The organism is Bacillus sp. FSL R7-0646 (genome assembly GCF_037969865.1).
Classification (GTDB): domain Bacteria; phylum Bacillota; class Bacilli; order Bacillales; family Bacillaceae; genus Bacillus; species Bacillus licheniformis.
Genome location: NZ_CP150217.1, coordinates 2,041,592 through 2,059,140 on the forward strand (window position 1 = coordinate 2,041,592; position 17,549 = coordinate 2,059,140).

At 45.9% G+C, this 17,549-nt stretch carries 14 protein-coding genes and 1 pseudogene; 2 read left to right on the plus strand and 13 right to left on the minus strand.

Features of this window, described 5'->3' with window-relative positions:
- The first annotated feature begins 172 nt into the window (after positions 1-172).
- The gene (locus MKY62_RS10475; RefSeq protein WP_003182409.1) at positions 173-1,183 is read left to right on the plus strand and encodes a LacI family DNA-binding transcriptional regulator; all 1,011 of its coding nucleotides are present in this window, start codon (positions 173-175) and stop codon (positions 1,181-1,183) included.
- Between the two features lie 214 nt (positions 1,184-1,397).
- On the opposite strand, the gene arsC is transcribed toward MKY62_RS10475, so the two are convergent.
- The 4 genes from arsC to MKY62_RS10495 form a co-directional block, all read right to left on the minus strand.
- Positions 1,398-1,817 carry an arsenate reductase (thioredoxin) gene (gene arsC, locus MKY62_RS10480; protein WP_003182412.1) on the minus strand — a complete coding sequence of 140 codons (420 nt, stop codon included), beginning with the start codon at positions 1,815-1,817 and terminating at the stop codon, positions 1,398-1,400.
- 22 nt (positions 1,818-1,839) lie between these two features.
- The gene (locus tag MKY62_RS10485) at positions 1,840-3,135 is read right to left on the minus strand and encodes an arsenical efflux pump membrane protein ArsB (protein WP_003182413.1); all 1,296 of its coding nucleotides are present in this window, start codon (positions 3,133-3,135) and stop codon (positions 1,840-1,842) included.
- Between the two features lie 123 nt (positions 3,136-3,258).
- On the minus strand, positions 3,259-3,606 hold the full coding sequence (locus MKY62_RS10490) for a metalloregulator ArsR/SmtB family transcription factor (RefSeq protein WP_003182415.1): 348 nt from the start codon (positions 3,604-3,606) through the stop codon (positions 3,259-3,261).
- A gap of 488 nt (positions 3,607-4,094) precedes the next feature.
- Positions 4,095-4,688, minus strand: coding sequence for a YdeI family protein (locus MKY62_RS10495; protein ID WP_003182416.1), 594 nt, complete (start codon positions 4,686-4,688; stop codon positions 4,095-4,097).
- Between the two features lie 121 nt (positions 4,689-4,809).
- On the opposite strand from MKY62_RS10495, the gene MKY62_RS10500 reads away from it, so the two are divergent.
- Complete coding sequence (locus MKY62_RS10500) at positions 4,810-5,535, plus strand: endonuclease/exonuclease/phosphatase family protein (protein WP_011198027.1); 726 nt, start codon at positions 4,810-4,812, stop codon at positions 5,533-5,535.
- 222 nt (positions 5,536-5,757) lie between these two features.
- On the opposite strand, the gene MKY62_RS10505 is transcribed toward MKY62_RS10500, so the two are convergent.
- From MKY62_RS10505 to MKY62_RS10545, 9 genes and pseudogenes are all read right to left on the minus strand, one after another.
- Entirely contained in the window at positions 5,758-6,615 is an 858-nt protein-coding gene (locus MKY62_RS10505) for a RhaT/GlcU family sugar-proton symporter (RefSeq protein WP_003182422.1), read from the minus strand.
- A 139-nt stretch (positions 6,616-6,754) separates the two neighbouring features.
- Positions 6,755-7,894, minus strand: a pseudogene (locus MKY62_RS10510) (family 10 glycosylhydrolase); the annotation flags it as partial.
- A 128-nt stretch (positions 7,895-8,022) separates the two neighbouring features.
- Complete coding sequence (locus MKY62_RS10515) at positions 8,023-9,225, minus strand: oligoribonuclease (RefSeq protein WP_003182427.1); 1,203 nt, start codon at positions 9,223-9,225, stop codon at positions 8,023-8,025.
- 154 nt (positions 9,226-9,379) lie between these two features.
- Positions 9,380-10,138, minus strand: coding sequence for a pyruvate formate-lyase-activating protein (gene pflA, locus MKY62_RS10520; RefSeq protein ID WP_003182430.1), 759 nt, complete (start codon positions 10,136-10,138; stop codon positions 9,380-9,382).
- Between the two features lie 57 nt (positions 10,139-10,195).
- The gene (gene pflB / locus MKY62_RS10525) at positions 10,196-12,421 is read right to left on the minus strand and encodes a formate C-acetyltransferase (RefSeq protein WP_003182432.1); all 2,226 of its coding nucleotides are present in this window, start codon (positions 12,419-12,421) and stop codon (positions 10,196-10,198) included.
- A 497-nt stretch (positions 12,422-12,918) separates the two neighbouring features.
- Positions 12,919-14,388, minus strand: a complete 1,470-nt coding sequence (gene dacB / locus MKY62_RS10530) for a D-alanyl-D-alanine carboxypeptidase/D-alanyl-D-alanine-endopeptidase (protein WP_011198028.1) — start codon at positions 14,386-14,388, stop codon at positions 12,919-12,921.
- An 840-nt stretch (positions 14,389-15,228) separates the two neighbouring features.
- Positions 15,229-16,407 (minus strand): NAD(P)/FAD-dependent oxidoreductase, encoded by a 1,179-nt coding sequence (locus MKY62_RS10535; RefSeq protein WP_003182436.1) that lies wholly within the window; start codon positions 16,405-16,407, stop codon positions 15,229-15,231.
- 36 nt (positions 16,408-16,443) lie between these two features.
- Positions 16,444-16,878: a DUF1641 domain-containing protein gene (locus MKY62_RS10540; RefSeq protein ID WP_003182438.1), complete on the minus strand. Its 435-nt coding sequence runs from the start codon at positions 16,876-16,878 to the stop codon at positions 16,444-16,446.
- A gap of 409 nt (positions 16,879-17,287) precedes the next feature.
- Positions 17,288-17,518 carry an excisionase family DNA-binding protein gene (locus MKY62_RS10545; RefSeq protein ID WP_003182442.1) on the minus strand — a complete coding sequence of 77 codons (231 nt, stop codon included), beginning with the start codon at positions 17,516-17,518 and terminating at the stop codon, positions 17,288-17,290.
- Positions 17,519-17,549 lie beyond the last annotated feature (31 nt).

A 17,549-nucleotide genomic window follows, 5' to 3' on the forward strand; every position in this document is an offset into this window, starting at 1 on the left:
GCTTCATCATCCGAAAAATTCTTTAACAACGTTGTTATTTTCTTCGGAAGATGTATATGATTGTTATTTTATGATGTATCATTTATAATAACAACGTTGTTATTTATTATCATAAAATTATTTTTGAAAATTTGCAATATTATATTTTTAAAGATGTTTTGGAGGGTCCAAAATGACTGTAACCATTAAAGACATCGCCAATGCTTCCGGAGTAAGCTATTCAACAGTCTCAAAGGCTTTAAGAAACAGCCCTCTTGTAAAACCGGATACAAAGAAAAAGGTCTTGCAAGTTGCCGAACAATTAGGGTATAGTCCGAATTTTGCAGCGAGAAGCTTGGCATCTAAAAAAAGTCAAACGATCGGTCTTGTCTGGCCTACCATTGAAAGAATCGCTTTATCAGCACTTGTTACTAAAATAAATGAAGTGGTCGAAAAGAACAACTATTCAATGATTTTATCTGTTAACAGAGCTAAAGAGGCAGTGGATTTGTTTAAGAGTTTTCGCGTGGATGGAATTATGATTTTTGAAGAAGGCGGCGAAACTCAGCTTAGTGATGATACTGGCTTAACTATTCCTATCTTATCTTACGGAGTGTCAGGTGAACATACACATCCTATTATCGATGTCAATCATAAAAAAGCAATTTACAAAGCCGTTGCGTATCTGTATCAACTTGGCCACAAAAACATTAGCTACGTCGGCGACCTCTCCCCTGCCGACAAGCGTCAGGTTGAAAAAAGCAAAGGGTTTGAAGAGGTTATGATGGAAGCCGGTTTGAAATTAAGTCGAAACAGTATTTTAAATACTAATGGGTTAAGCTGGTATAACGGTTATACCGCTGCGAAAAAACTATTACAACAAACCCCAAAACCTACAGCAATCATTAGCGGAAGCTACGATATCAGTGTAGGGATTTTACGAGCCGTAAAGGAACAACAGCTCAGTATACCCGAAGACCTATCTTTAATTTCTTATGATAATATCCCTCAAATGGCAAGCCTTGAAACCCCGCTGACGAGCGTAGGGGTTCCAATCGATCAATTGGCTCACAAAATGGTCGATTCTCTGCTGTCTCTTATTCGCGAGCCGGGCTCAATACCATTAACTCAAAAAATGGACCCTGAATTAAACGTAAGAATGTCATGCGCTTCTCCAGCAGTTTTAGGTGAAGAAAACAAGTAACATTTAAGACGAGTTTTTCAGGTCATCTTTTCTTTTAAAAGCTGATGGCAATGGATTTTACAGAATTCCTCGGTACATTGATTTCTGAATTTTTACATGAACGGCCGCATGCCTTAGGGTACGTTCTTTCTTTATAGAAAATATATGTTGCAGACGTGTTTTTATATGTTTCTAATAAATGCAAAGCTCAGGTATTGTTACCTGAGCTTTGCATTTATTCTCCTGTCTCCGCAAATCGCTTGATCCGCTCTCCAATTTCATCGCGTACACGCTGAAAGAATGCCCATTTTTCTTCTTCTGTCCCTTCTGCTTTGGCGGGATCGTCAAAACCCCAATGCTCGCGCTTGACGTGCGGCGGTGTCATCGGGCATTTATCAGCCGCGTCCCCGCACAGCGTAATGACGAGGTCTGCGTTGTGTAAGATATCGGGATCAATGATATCGGACGTCTGCTCAGAAATATCGATGCCTGCTTCTCGCATGGCTTTGACTGCGTTCGGGTTTAAACCGTGCGCTTCAATCCCTGCACTGTAGACGTTCCACTCGTCTCCGAGATGTTTCTTCGCCCAGCCTTCAGCCATTTGGCTGCGGCAGGAGTTGCCTGTGCATAAAAAATAGATGGTCTTTTTTGACATTGGTCATCGTCTCCTATCATGTTTAATGGATGATCAGCAGCCACACATAAAGTCCGGCAAGCGTGATGAACAGGGTTGGAATGGTCAAAATGACACCTGTTTTAAAATAGGTTCCCCAAGAAATCTTTACGCCTTTCAGTGAAAGGACGTGAAGCCACAAGAGCGTCGCCAGGGAGCCGATCGGCGTGATTTTCGGACCGAGATCAGAGCCGATGACATTGGCGTAAATCAGCGCTTCTCTGAGAATCCCGTGTGTATCGGTATTCTGAATCGCAAGCGCATCAATCATCACCGTCGGCATATTGTTCATTAATGAAGACAGGATGGCTGCGATAAAGCCCATTCCCATTGTTCCGGCAAACAGCCCTTGATCGCTGACGGTCTGGATGACCTGTGAGAGAACATCTGTTAAGCCGGCGTTTCTCAAACCGTATACCACGACATACATCCCGATTGAGAAGAAAACGATCGCCCAAGGCGCTCCCTTCAGCACTTTCTTCGTTTGCACCGCGGGGCTGTTTTTCGCTGTAATTAAGAAAATGACGGCGATCACGCCCGCGATGATCGAGACAGGGATCGAGAACAGCTCGCTGATAAAGTAACCGGCCAACAGAACGGCTAATATGAGCCATGACAAGCGGAATATTTTCCTGTCTCTAATCGCTTCCGCTGGCTGTTTTACATTTGTCATGTCATAATGCCGCGGAATGCTTTTTCTGAAAAACAAAAAAAGCACGATGATGCTTGCAATAAGCGAAAACAGGTTTGGAACAATCATTCTTGTTGCATATTCGATAAATCCGATGTTGAAAAAGTCTGCTGAGACAATATTGACAAGGTTGCTGACAACAAGCGGCAGCGATGTTGTATCCGCGATAAATCCGCTTGCGATAATAAAAGGAAAAACGAGCTTTTCTTGAAAATTTAACGCGCGTACCATGGCAAGCACAATCGGCGTCAAAATTAAAGCAGCTCCGTCATTGGCAAACAGCGCGGCTACTACGGCTCCCAGCAGGGTGACATAGACAAACATCCGAATGCCGTTTCCTTTAGCTGCCTTGGCCATGTGCAGGGCGGCCCACTCGAAAAATCCGATTTCATCAAGGATCAGGGAGATAATGATGATCGCAACAAATGCCAAAGTCGCATTCCATACGATTCCCGTTACGTCTAATACATCCTGAAAATTGACGACTCCGGCAATTAAAGCCAGCACCGCTCCTCCGCAGGCCGACCAGCCGATGGATAGATTTTTCGGCTGCCAAATCACGAGCGTGAGCGTCAGCAGAAAAATCAAAGTGGCTAAGACTGTCGTCATCGCGTGTACGCCTCCTTCATAGGTTTCCTCTCCGGACACATCTTATAATAAAATTGTTATATAAGTCAATGCTTATATTCGGAATGCAAATGAAAAAGAGGGAACAGTCCACCCTCTTCTGTTTTAACTGCACGAAACGGGTCTTTCTTTTCTTTTAACGGTTTGAAGAACCTCGTCGTGTGCATCGATCTGATTGAGAACGGCAAGGACCAATTCGCGTTCCGGAAAGTCGTCATGAAGCGAATAAAAACGCCATTGTTCCCTTCTCTGTTCCTTGATCATATTTGCGCTTTTCAGCTTTCGCAAATGCTGGCTGATTGCGGGCTGGCTTGTTTCAAACATATCGACAAGCTGGCAGACGCAATATGGTTTCTCCTGAAGCAGTTTCAGAATTAAGAGTCGGGTAGAATCGCTCAATATCTTCATGCAGCTCACCGTGCTTTTCGAATCAAGCTTTGTTTGTACGGACATGACATTCCTCCAATATCAGGCGTTTTGCAGACGTTATGTTGCATCCATTATATAAATGTCCTTTTATATAATCAAGCGGTGATCATCAAGGCGCGGAACTCGTGACAACATCGATTGTCACTGTGAAACACGCTAAAATGATTGACACTAGAGTTGAGGCAAAAATCGGCGTGTCACTGCGTTTTTGCGGCCGGACAAATAAAGGATGAGGCCCATGAGGATCGAACAGCCCCAAATGAAAAATCCGGTTTCTGTAGCAAGCAGTTCCCAATGAAAAAGCCAGACATGAAGGATTCCCAAATGATAATGACCAAAGACAATGAAATATACGTATGTACGTTTTGCAATAGGTTCCTCCAAATTATCATCATACTAGAACAGTAAAGCCTCCGAGGACTCGGAAGCTTTTTTATTCTCACTCATCATTTCGCCGCTTCTTCGGCATGATTATGATTCGCATCTCCCATGAAAGGTAGTTGCGTAATATACTAGTCATTCAATCCCTTTCCATCGAGAATTTGCTGAGTATATTTTTCAATCCGCGACTCTCTGGTTTTGGATTGTTTTGGTTTGGAAAAATAAAGAATATATGCTCTTTGCCGGCCCGGCGTCAATGCTTCAAAAGCCGCTTTTAAAGCTGGGATTTCAGCGAATTTTTTTTGAAGTTCTTCTGGAATTGTATATTCTGCAGCCTGTTTAAAATCCACTTGCAGGCCGGCTTTTTCTACATCAATGGCCTCATTTATATAAGCTTTCAAAATGGTCTCCATTTCAGCTATTTCTTGTACATTGGTGAATCGAACCTGCCGCGCGGCTTGTACATTCTCCGTTTGCTGGATAAGAATCCCGTTGGGGTCCTTTAACAATGCGCCTTTATGAAACAAAAGCGCACAATATTCCTTAAATCCATGGATTAAAACGATGTTTTTATTCTCGAACGTATAACAAGGATGCTTCCACTTGAAATCTTCGTTCAGCTCACATTCAAGTACGATTTGACGGAGCTTCTTAAATTCTTCCTTCCACTTTTCGGCTTTGCTTAAAAATTCATCAACCTTTGGATTCGTTCTGCTATTTGTCATAAGGACCACCCCTCTTTATTTCATAATGTCATTTTAACCTAAACTTGCTCTGCCGACAGCTGAAATATTTTAAGCGTTACGGAGATACAATATGCTTAGCAAAAGAAGAGGCGGGATGATTATGAAATTTAGCATCATGACGTTTAATATCCATCATGGAAAAGGAAGGGACCGCCGCGTTGATTTAGGTAGAACAGCCGGTGTGATCGCTCAAAGCGGCTGCGACATCATCGGCCTGAATGAAGTGGATCGGCATTTCTCAAATAGAAGCGATTACGAAGACCAAATCGGCCGGCTTGCAGAACAATTGAACATGCACTATGCGTACTGCCCCTCCCTTTCATTGAGTTCCGGCGATTCTTCTGAGAAAAGGCAATACGGGAACGCTCTATTAACGCGTTTTCCGATTAAGAAAGAACGGCATCATTCATTCAATTTTGTCAAAGGGCTGATCGAAGGAAGGTCTCTTCTTGAGGCTGATGTCCGGATCGGTGACCGGCTCTTTCGCGTTTTTGTTACGCATTTGAGCCTGAATCCGTGGCTTCACGGCAAGCAGACGGATTTTTTAATCGAGAAGGTTCAAGAGAGCGATCTGCCTGTGATCGTCACGGGAGACTTTAATATGAAACCTTATTCACGGGGATGGAAAAAGGTCGCGGAAAAACTGGCCGACCTGTGGGATGAAAGTCAATACGGACAGGGGTTCACCCACCCTTCCCACCGCCCGAGACGGCGGTTGGACTACATCTTTCTCAGTCCGTCTTTTCATGTGTCAGCGGCTGAAATTGTCGCCGTTGATCCGAACGCTTCCGACCATCTGCCGCTTAAGGGCAGCATCACATATTAAAGGACGGCTTTAGAAGCCGTCCTCAGCGTGTCGACAAACCCTCGCATTCGTTGTCAGGCCTGCGCGTCGGTGCTCACGAATTCCAACATTCGCTCCGCTCCAATGCTCGGCCTTCCTAGACTGCAAGGGTTTTCAATCACGCTGAAAGGATGACAAAATCCCAAAACTAAAAGTCGTTTTGGGATTTTGTCAACAATCTGATGACGGCTTTAGAAGCCGTCCTTAAGCTTTTGCGATGCCCAGCAAAACGCCGGCTGCGACGATCAGTATGATGCCGATGGCGATACCGATCAGCTGCCGCTTTGTTTTCTTTTCGCCGAGCAGAATAATGCCGCCGAGCGTTGAGATGACGATCCCCATCTGTGATAGCGAAAAACTGGTCGCTACGCCGACCCGCGGCTGGGAGATGAATAAAAACATGTTTCCCGCTGCCCAGATTAAACCAGGAATGATATTTTTGATGACGTAAAAATTAAACGGCTTATGCCTGAATGTCAAGATCAAACCGCCGGCAACCATGCCGACAGCCTGAGGAAAAAGAGCCGCCCAGCCGCTGACATCAAAAAGCCGGACGACGACGACATACACGAGATAGCCGAATGTTGAAATCAGCAAAATCACGATTCCTTTTTTCATGTCGCCGGTTTTTTCCTCTGTTTTTTGGCTGCGGTCTTCCAGCGATGTCAGCACGATTCCCACGATGATAAAAATCAGCGCCAGAACGCCGAGAACGATCGAGATTGTCGTCGCCCACTCATGGAAAACAAGCACCCCAAACAGAGAAGTGGATACGAGCTGAAGCCCTGTTGAGATCGGCATCGTTTTAGACACGCCGATCAGATCGATGCTTTTCAGCTGATTGGTCTGGCCGAGCGCCCAAAATAGTCCGGAAACGACGCCGACGGCAAATATCCGGGGGGATAATTCAGGCTGGACGACGAAGTAGATTCCGATTGAAAAAATTAAAGCGCCGAATGTTGTGCCGAGCACCTGGCTGTACGGTCCGCCCCCAAGCTTTACATTAAAGAGCACGATGCTTCCCCAGAAAATCGCTGGTAAAATCGCTAAGAAAATGTCCATTTGATTTAAACCTTTCTTTCCTTGTTTTTATCTATTAAGGTGCACTATCGATGCGATTTTTAACACAAAAAATCCATTTTGAACAACGTTCAAAATGGATTGGTACTGTTACCGCAAAATATCAGTTTTCACTGTTTACGCTGCCAAGCCAAGGCATATCGGGAACAGCTGCCGGTTTTTTGTACAAGTCCTGGATCAGTCTGTCTTTAATGCCGAGCGGATTCCGGTTTAAATCTTTCAGGCTGAAATGGATGCTTCCCATCACATTTGAGGCGCGGTTTAATGCGATCTGCCGCGGATATTCTTCAGGGTCTGACCAGGCGGGATCTGAGTTTTGATTGATTTTATAGGCTGCTTGTCCGATGTATAAATGAACGGGGCGATGGCTGACTTCATTTTTCCACCAGTCCACTAAAATGTCGTAGGAAGCTGGGGCAAAGCCGATGCTCCAGTAGATTTGCGGGGCGATGTAATCGATGTATCCCTGTCTGATCCATTCCCTCGTGTCAGCGTAAAGGTCGTCATAGTTTGTCATTCCGGCGGCTGTATTCGATCCCGTCGGATCATCTGCTATATTTCGCCATACACCAAAGGGGCTGATTCCAAATTTGACTGAGGCCCTCTCTTTTTTGACGGCATCATTGATTTGTTTGACAAGCTGGTTGACGTTGTCCCTTCGCCAATCTTCAATATTTGAAAAACGGTCTTTTCCATATTGTTCATATGTGCTCAAGTCGGGAAATTCGACTCCCGCAATTTTATACGGATAAAAATAGTCATCCATATGAACGGCGTCGACCGGGTAATTCTTGACGACTTCCGCTATGCCTTGGACAATGAATTCCTGGGCCTCAGGGATGCCGGGATTGTAATACAGCTGTCTGCCGTAGGCAACGACCCAGTCGGGGTGCGTTCTGGCCGGGTGATCCTGTGACAGCCTGTTCAAATCGGTATGATTCATCGTGATCCGATAAGGGTTGAACCATGCATGAAATTCAAGCTTTCTCCGGTGGGTTTCTTCGAGCAAAAATGCCAGCGGATCGTATCCAGGGTCTTTTCCTTGAATCCCTGTTAAGTATTCCGACCACGGCCCGTATGCGGAAGGATAAAAAGCATCCGCCGCCGGCTTAATTTGAACGACGACCGCGTTCATCCCCATTGCTGTCACATCATCCAAAAGCTTCACATACTCCGTTTTTTGCTCTTCGATTGTCAGTCCTTTTTTTGAAGGCCAGTCAATATTTGTGACGGTGGCGATCCACACTGCCCGGAATTCTTTAGTTTCGCAGCCTGCGCTCTTTTCTTTCATGAACATCTCCCCTTTTGGAAAAATCAGAACTTTCTGTTATTATATGCCGGATGTTCTTTTTTGTATATGAAAAAACAGGCCAAGACATGTCGCTGTCTTTAGCCTGTCGTTTGAATCGCCAGTTTCACCTGCTGCATCAAATATTGGACAAATGCTTCATCCCTCGCGAGCCATGCAGCGTAATTTCTTTTAATGAACCGCTCTGCCTCTTCGAATGAAGTGAATGTCTCATGCTGAGCCACGCCGTTTAATTGAATGTTCCAGCCATTTGCGCTAGGAAAGAGAAAAAACTGGTCCTCGTCCCTGTTGACATAAAGGCTGCCGTAGTCGGACTTTTTTACATTATAGACGTTTTTAAAGGCATCTGCTCTCAAGGGCTCCAGCGGAAACGGTTCAGTTACATACAGCTTGAACGCTTCATCTGTCAGCGGGCACCCCGCTGCCTTGGCATGGCCGCCTCCGCCGAACGTGCCGGCGATTTCTGATACATCTGTTTCATCATGGATGGTGCGAAGGCTCACTTTTTTGCCGCCCATATTTAAGATGGCGATATAGTCTAGGTGCGGATACGTTTTCCCGAGTTCGTTCCCCACCTCTGAATGATAGGATTCGGCATGCACGATGCCGACGCAGTGCGCATTAATGAAGGTTTGAACGATTTCCCGCCGTTTCCTGCGGATATACCGTTCAATTTTTTCTTCTTCCATATCCAAGATTTTTTCTTCGAATTCATCAAATGAAAACGCGTCGCTTTCTTTAAGGCGCCGGATCATTTTTTCCTCAAATTCGTCGATGGATACCATAAAAAACAGGTCATTCAGGCGTTTCGCTTCGAGAGCGCCCGTCTGTTCCCATTCCCATGTATCATAGAGGCGTACGAGTTCGACGAACTGATCCATCGCTTTTGTCTCTCGAATGTGGCCGTTGTCTATTAAGTATTCATAGAAAAGAGAAGTCGCTGAAGCGAGCCTGCCATCCTCATATTGAACTTTTATCATGCCCCAAGGGCGTTCATTCAAATGAAGCGCAGTTTTATGGTGGTCGATCAGTTTGACCTTTCCCCCCGCTTCCGCATATTGGTCCAGCCTTTCCTCATTTTCTTGATGAACGGACAAGTCCGTGATAAACAGGCCTTCATGCTGTTTTTCTTTGCCTTTTGTCCGCTCCAAAAAACGCCCGACTTGCATGTCGAGTCCGGTGACCGAATTGTAGCGGACCTCGACCCGTTCGCCAAAAGCCACTTTTGCGAGAATTCCGCAGCCGACTCCGTCCAAGTCGTTGTGAGTATACAAATGATACATGCTTCCCGCCCACCTTGCTGTTTTATTGTCGGCCTGCCGCAGCAGGCGCATCTTTCTCATCTTACTATTGTAAAGAAACGGATTTTTTATACAGTTGTGAGGTAAGACAAAAAGGACAGCTTCTTGTTAGAAAAAGTCTGTCCGGCAAAAGCGTTTATGTCTCTTGCAGCAAGGATCCGCCTTGCAAGTGTGCGGTGAGCAGTCTGTACGCATTTTCGGCCCTGTCGGCACTTGGCGGTTCAACCCCTTTTAACGGATAATCCAGGCCAAGCGCTTCCCATTTGTAGACGCCGAGCTTGTGATAAGGAAGAACCTCCACCTTCTGAACGTTCGCAAGCGTGCCGATAAACGTGCCGAGGGCCGTTAAATCGGCATCGATATCGGAGATCCCCGGAACCAGTACGTGGCGGATCCAGACGGGAACTTGATGTTCAGCGAGAAACCGGGCAAATTCTAAAATGTGGTCATTCGGCATTCCTGTCAGGTTGATATGTTTTTTTCTGTTGTGATGCTTGAGGTCAAGCAAAACAAGGTCTGTATACTGGATCAGTTCTTTGATCTGCTCTTGAAATGCCGGCGCAGCCGAATAGCATCCGCCGGACGAATCGAGTGCCGTGTGAATGCCGAGGCTTTTGCATGCTTTGAACAGCTCGATTAAAAACGGCAGTTGTAAAAGCGGCTCGCCTCCGCTCACGGTGATGCCTCCGCCCGATGATTGAATAAACGGGAGATAATGCTGGACATCCTGAACGATTTCGGAAACCGTCATTTGTTTTCCGGTTCCGATTTCCCAAGTATCAGCATTATGGCAAAATTGACAGCGCATCAGGCAGCCTTGTGTGAAGACGACATACCTGATGCCTGGACCGTCAACGGTGCCGAATGTTTCGATCGAATGAATATTTCCATCCATGGAGATCACCTCTTTTTATGAGGCGGAGCGCCTTGGTCGCGCTCCGCTTATTGCTCGCTACATCGATTCATGGAAGGTTCTGCTGATGACGTCTAACTGCTGTTCTTTCGTCAGCTTAATAAAGTTGACCGCATAGCCTGAGACGCGAATCGTTAACTGCGGATATTCCTCTGGATGTTCCATGGCGTCGAGCAGTGTCTCTCTGTTAAATACGTTTACATTTAAGTGATGTCCTGTTTTTGCGGCATATCCGTCAAGGATGCTTGACAAATTGGCGGCGCGGCTCTCTTCGTCTTTGCCAAGCGCTTTCGGGACGATTGAAAAGGTGTTGGAAATGCCGTCGAGCGCATAGCTGTAAGGCAGCTTTGCCACTGAAGACAGCGATGCAAGCGTCCCTTTAGTATCGCGGCCGTGCATCGGATTCGCACCTGGAGCAAACGGTTCTCCCGCGCGGCGTCCATCCGGCGTATTTCCGGTTTTCTTGCCGTAAACGACGTTTGACGTGATCGTTAAAATTGACATGGTCTGAACGGACTGGCGATATGTCTGATGCTTGCGCAGTTTTTTCATAAAGCGCTTGACAATGTCAACGGCGATCGCGTCGACGCGGTCATCGTTATTTCCGTACTTAGGAAAGTCGCCTTCTGTTTCAAAATCGACCGCAATGCCGTTTTCATCGCGGACCACGCTGACTTTGGCATATTTGACAGCGCTTAATGAATCGGCGACAACACTCAAGCCGGCGATCCCAGTGGCCATCGTCCGCAAAATTTCCGTGTCGTGCAGGGCCATTTCAATTCTTTCATAGCAATATTTATCATGCATGTAGTGAATGACATTGAGCGTGTTGATGTACAAGCCTGCGAGCCATTCCATCGTCTGATCGAATTTATGCATCACTTCGTCATAGTCCAGCACGTCGGAAGCAACCGGCGGCATTTCCGGACCGACTTGCATTTTATGCTTTTCGTCTTTTCCGCCGTTAATCGCATATAAAAGAGCTTTCGCCAAGTTGGCGCGTGCTCCGAAGAACTGCATTTGTTTGCCGATTGCCATTGCCGATACACAGCAGGCGATTCCGTAGTCATCACCGTATTCTGGACGCATGATATCGTCATTTTCGTATTGGATCGAGCTTGTTTTAATCGACATTTTGGCACAGTAGTTTTTAAACTTTTGCGGCAGTCTGACAGACCAAAGAACGGTTAAATTCGGTTCAGGCGCCGGGCCTAAATTGTCAAGCGTATGCAGGAAACGGAACGAGTTTTTCGTCACCAGGGCGCGTCCGTCGTGCGCCATTCCGCCGATTGATTCTGTCACCCACGTCGGATCGCCGCTGAACAGTTCATTGTAGTCAGGTGTGCGCGCGAATTTGACCAAACGCAGCTTCATGACGAAATGGTCGACAAGCTCTTGGGCTTCACGCTCTGTTAATACGCCCGTTTTCAAATCTCTTTCGATGTAAATATCAAGGAACGTGGACACGCGGCCAAGGCTCATTGCTGCTCCGTTTTGCTCTTTAATGGCAGCCAAATAGGCAAAATACAGCCATTGAAATGCTTCTCTTGCATTCGCCGCAGGCTTGGAAATGTCAAACCCATAGCTTTTTGCAAGCGCTTTAAGTTCGTTCAATGCTCGGATTTGTTCTGACAGTTCTTCACGAAGGCGGATGTTTTCTTCAGACATCACCCGAGAGGTGCCGGCCGCATCTTTTTTCTTTTCATCGATCAAGAAATCCACGCCGTAAAGCGCCACTCTCCGGTAATCACCGATGATGCGCCCGCGCCCGTAAGCATCAGGCAGTCCGGTAATGATTCCGACTTTTCGGGCGAGCTTCATTTCGTCCGTATATGCGTCAAACACGCCTTGGTTATGAGTTTTGCGGTAATCGGTAAAGATCCTTTCCACTTCTTCATTCAGTTTAAAACCATAGGATTCGCATGCCTGCTTTGCCATTCGGATGCCGCCGAAAGGCTGAAGCGACCGTTTAAACGGCTCATCGGTTTGAACGCCGACGACTTTTTCCAGGTCTTTGTTCAAATATCCGGGACCGTGCGAGGTGATCGTTGAGACGATCTCTGTATCCATATCAAGGACGCCTCCGTTTTCACGCTCTTTTTTTGTCAAATCCATTACATGATCCCATAATGCCGATGTAGCTTCCGTCGGAGGTTCGAGAAACGATTCGTCACCTTGATATGGCTCAAAGTTCGAGAGAATAAAATCGCGGACATTGACTTCTTTTTGCCAAACGTTTGTGGTGAAACCTTTCCATTGTTCCATTTAAATCCCCCTCTTTTTCAAGTTGAAATGATATAACAGTTGTTGCATTTATATCTTATGTTGAATATAACAGGTTTGAATGTGATAAACATCACATATTTTGTGAAATAGTTAACAAATTTGAGAAAGTTCTTTGAACATCGCGTTTTTTTCAATATAGACTGTTGTTTGAAGCAATTTTTATTATTTAAATCTGTATTATAATAAAGTCAAAGGTAACGAAAACTGTTATATAAAAAAGCCGGCAAAATGGCCGGCTTGCACAGAGAAATATTGATCATCAGCCTATCGATACAGTCTGATTGCCGAATGATTCGATGGTGCTTTGGGAGCTGGTGGCAAACATAGCAGTCTTTTGACGAGACCGCTATTGCATGACGTTTTTTCACTGATCTGAGCGAGGAAGCATTTCCGCTCGGAGAGCTCAAGAGCCTTTAAATCCGCCGGCAGCAAAACATGAATTAAAGAAAACCCATTGCCTGCTGCAATGGGAGAAGTCATGAAGAAGCTAATATTTGAACGATTTTGTCTTCAATATCCTTTCCTTTCTCATCATCCACGAGCTGATTGAGGAGAATGGAGAAAATCAATGTCTTTCCGCTTGCAGTATCGACATAGCCCGACAAGGAACTGACGGTTGAAAGAGAGCCAGTTTTCGCCCTGACTTTTCCTTTTAGAGCCGGGTCTTTCAGCCGGTTTCTTAATGTGCCGCCGACCATTCTGTCGCTTTCACCTGCAACTGGGAGTGAACGGGCAAACGACGGAAACCATTTCTCGTCTTGAACGGAATACAATAGCTTTGTGATCTGATGTGCAGAAATCAAATTGATATGCGAGATGCCTGAGCCGTCTCTGAGAACGATTTTTTCCGTGTCCAGTCCAAATCTCTGCAGTTCCGTATTTAACACCTCTAGCCCTTGATCCCAGCTTCCTTCACGTCTCGCGGCCCTTCCCATTTCCTTGATCAGCGTTTCGCCATGGCCGTTGTTGCTGAGCTTCATAAAGGGAATCATCAGCTCTGACAGCGGCATGGATTGATGTGTGGTGATGCGGTGCGCTGTTTTTGGCGCTTTGCCGATTTTAGTCTTTCCCAGGATTCGAATGCCTTGTTGATGTAAAGCCTGTTTAAATAAATCGAGTGCATATTCTGACGGCTCCCAAACCGCAACCCATTGTCTGACCCTTGAAGCGCCTTGTGGAATCGTCCCTTTGATTTGGATGGTATTTCCTCCGTGTTTCCTTTTAATCGTGATATCTTTTTTTCCGTCGGCAGCAACAGTCTTGGCATCGTTTTTGATTTTGACATGGTTTGTTTGCGGGGTGAGCAATACAGCAGGTTTTTTTCCGGTTTTTCCGGCAGGGTTCACGTCGATTATGACCGTTCCGGCATCATAGTCTTCATTTGGCGAAACAGTTAAAGCTGAAATCTGCGCTCCATAGTATGCGTCTTCATCGGTCCAGGAAAGGTCTTGAGAATAGCGGATTTCATCGTACCAGGAATCATCGCCGACCAAGTCTCCCCGGATAACTGTGATCCCTTGTTTTCGGAGTGCTTTGGCCATTTGCTGAAAGTCCGCTGTCAAAAGCGTCGGATCGCCTTTTCCTTTTATATAAAGGCTGCCTTTGAGTGTGCCCGCGGCTCGCGCCCCATCAGCCATTACCTCTGTGGGAAAGGTATAGTCCTCGCCCAGGACGGAATAGGCAGCTGCTGCCGTTAAAAGCTTCAGATTGGACGCAGGTCTCATCCGTGTATCGCCCATATGTCCGTATATCATTTTCCCGCTTTCCGCAGACCTGACGCTGATGCCTGCGAGCGCTCCTTTTAAATCAGGTTCGGTCTTTAACAGCTGATCGATTTGCTCTTTGAGCCCGCCTTTTTCCTCAGCGCCCAAGCCGTCCATGCTGCCGGCCAAAGTCAATACAAAGATCATCATCATACACAGACAAAGCTTCATATGTTTCTTCATCGGATATCCCGCCTCCCGCTTATGTTTTAATACTTTATTGCAAAACGGGGCGGGATATACTCCTATTGGTCGGTTTTCACCAAAAACCTCCGGTATAAAAACAGCAGTATCATAATGTGCAGCGCAATTCCGGTGATCCCGAAAACGAGAAAAAGCCCTTCGTGGGATATTCCCGCCAAGTACGTTTTCGCTGTCCAATAAGGTGAAAACACCGAAAAGCTGCCACGGCACAGGAATAAAATAAACCGCGGCCGGCATGAGAGTGAGCAGGCTGAATCCTTTCATTAAAGCGAGTCCTTCCACTTTGTTTGCGACATAGGCGGCTAAAAGCAGCGTGTAAATCGGGGCTTCAAGCGTGACCATGATCAGGACGAACAATAGGTTCACAGCGCCAGGCGCCATTAGACCGCCGGAGGCAAACAGCAAAATGCTGTAGCATAATGTCATCGCCATCGGCAGGATGAGCCGGATCATGACATATCCGCGCTTCGACAAGGGCGTCACGGCAAAATACTGAATCATATTTTCGTCGCGCTCATCAAGCAGGATAAACCCCGACATGACACCGAGAATCAGGGGGATGAAAAGCATGGCAAGGCTCATGATCAAATGACGGTATGGGGTGATATTGAATTCCGTCAATTCCGCTGACAAAGGAACGCCTGCTGCAGTCACGATGATGAGCAGAAAAGGCGCCAGTCCGTAAAAAGCGAGCTGCGATTCCGTTCTTGTCAGTATATTTTGGTTCAAATTTACCACAATATTTTCATTTGCCCGTCAAATTTAAAGCAAAAAAAAGCACCACTTATAGTTTAAACTATAAGTAGCGCTTCATTTCCATTAATAAGCCAGGCTGAACAGACCTTTTATGTGGCTCAGGTAGCGGACGTTGCTCGCTTCTTTCATCAATGAAGCAGGCAGGCCTTTAAGAGATGTGCTGTTCGCGCCGATAACGGCAACTGCGTCTTTGCGGCCCAGGCTTGCAAGCGTACCTGAGTTGACAGGGCTGAACGTCGCCATTGATTTGTTTTCTAAGTATGCATACAGGTTGTAGCCGATCAGCTCGCCCATTTGCCATGCGATTTGAGCTGTCGGAGGGTACGGACGGCCATCCGGACCGAAGACAACGGCGCTGTCCCCTGCAACAAACACGTCTTCATGTGATGTAGATTGAAGGAAGTCGTTTACAGTTGCGCGTCCGCGGTTGACTTCAAGACCTGATTCGCCGATCAGCGGATTGCCTTGAACACCGCCGGTCCAGACAAATGTATTTGTAACAATTTTTTGTCCGTCTTTCAAATCAACAACGTTTCCTTCTACATTTGTGACAGGCAGTCCTGTCAAGAATTCAACGCCGCGTTTTTCAAGGCTCTTTGTCGCACGTTCGATCAGCTCATCCGGAAGAACCGGCAGGATTTTCGGACCGGCTTCAACAAGCTTCAGCTTGATTTCTGTCGGATCGACACCGTAGCTTCTCGCAAGGCTCGGCATGATATCGGCGAGTTCACCGACAAGCTCGACGCCTGTTAGTCCGCCGCCGCCGATTAAGATCGTAGCATCAGCTTCGTTTTTCGTTTTCGCGTATTCGCGCACGCGCTCTTCAACATGCTTGAAGATTTTGTTTGCATCGTTTGCAGATTTGAGCACCATGCTGTTTTCTTCAAGTCCCGGAATGCCGAAGTAAGCAGTGACAGAACCAAGACCGACGACAAGTGCGTCATATGTCAGGGTAGAGCCGTCAGAAAGAGCGACTTCTTTTTTGTCAACTGAGAAAGAGTTGACTTTGGCGATTTTAAGATCGATGTCTTTTCCTTTGAAAAGCTTTGCAAGCGGCATCGCAACTGCCTGTTCTGACACGTTGCCCGCAGCAAGGCGGTGCAATTCCGTGATGATTTGATGTGTCGGATATTGGTTAACCACTGTGACTTTTGCTTCTTCTTTTGTGTAGTGTTTGCGAACTGTTAGAGCAGACAGTAATCCGCCGTAACCAGCGCCTAAAATGACGATATGTTTTGACATCGTGAATCCTCCGTCCTTATTCTGAATGTATAGTGATTATTTTTGTTTTTCGCGTTCTGACATGATTTGCAGGTAGCTTTGAACAAATCGGAACAGCTTTTGGGCCTGCGGATCTTTAAGCATTTTCAGCAAACCGAAAAGTCCGATGACTTCATTGCTTTCGTCAGCGCGGTCTTTTGCTTCAATGGCGGTAGCCGCGATTTCTTTTGCCGTATCTTTGACAGGCTCAAGAATTTCTGTAATGGCACCGACCGTATCATTTTTTAATACTTCATCAGTTGCAACGGATTGTGCGAAGTCGTAAGACTTTGTCAAAATGTTGACCAGTTCTGTCAGCTTTGGAAGCTGGTCGACTAAAACAGTCAAAGACTCCTGTACTTCAGGTTTTAGCAGTTGATCGATAAGATCGCGTTGGCTTTGGCTTACAGATTCGTTTGTTTGATCAGCTGTTTGATCGATTGTTTCCGGCATAACCAATTCTCCTTTTCAATAAGCGATGTGCTGTTTTTTGAAGGAAGCCCCTTTTTATAGTTTGTGAATTTATGCACAAACAAGTCCGCAAAAAGGCTCTCCCCTTTTGTGTTTGTTTTGCTGTTTTCGGTCTGGAACTCCCGAAAACCCGCAATCTCAAAACACGCTGTATTTTTTACTACTAAATGATAACACTTTTTGAACAAAAAATGAACGTGATTGTTTCGGAAATGAAATAAAATCATAGAAAACTTTATATATAGGGCTTCTTTCATCCCTTTCATTTCCTATATTGTGTCTTTTTTTACGAAACGCCCCATTCACACGGGATAATAGAGACGGAAAACGTGCGAAACTTTCATAGAATCGTATCTGTCAGTTTACATAATAAAGTTATTGTTATCCCGGGTTAATCTTCATCTTTGACGTCCGGATCTTCGGGGATGGGCTCGTTCAGAACGGATTCCGCCCACTCTTTATACTTTTCCATCTGTTCCATGTGCGTATTGAATTGCTCTTTGTTGATTAAATGCTGCTGTCCGTCAAAGACGGTGCGGATTTTCTTTTCTCTGACAAGCTGTTCAACATATGCTTCTGAAAGCGTTAAATATTCTGCGGTTTCCTTTATCGTCAAGTACATGTTTTGTTTCCTCTCGTTTTGATTTAGGCGA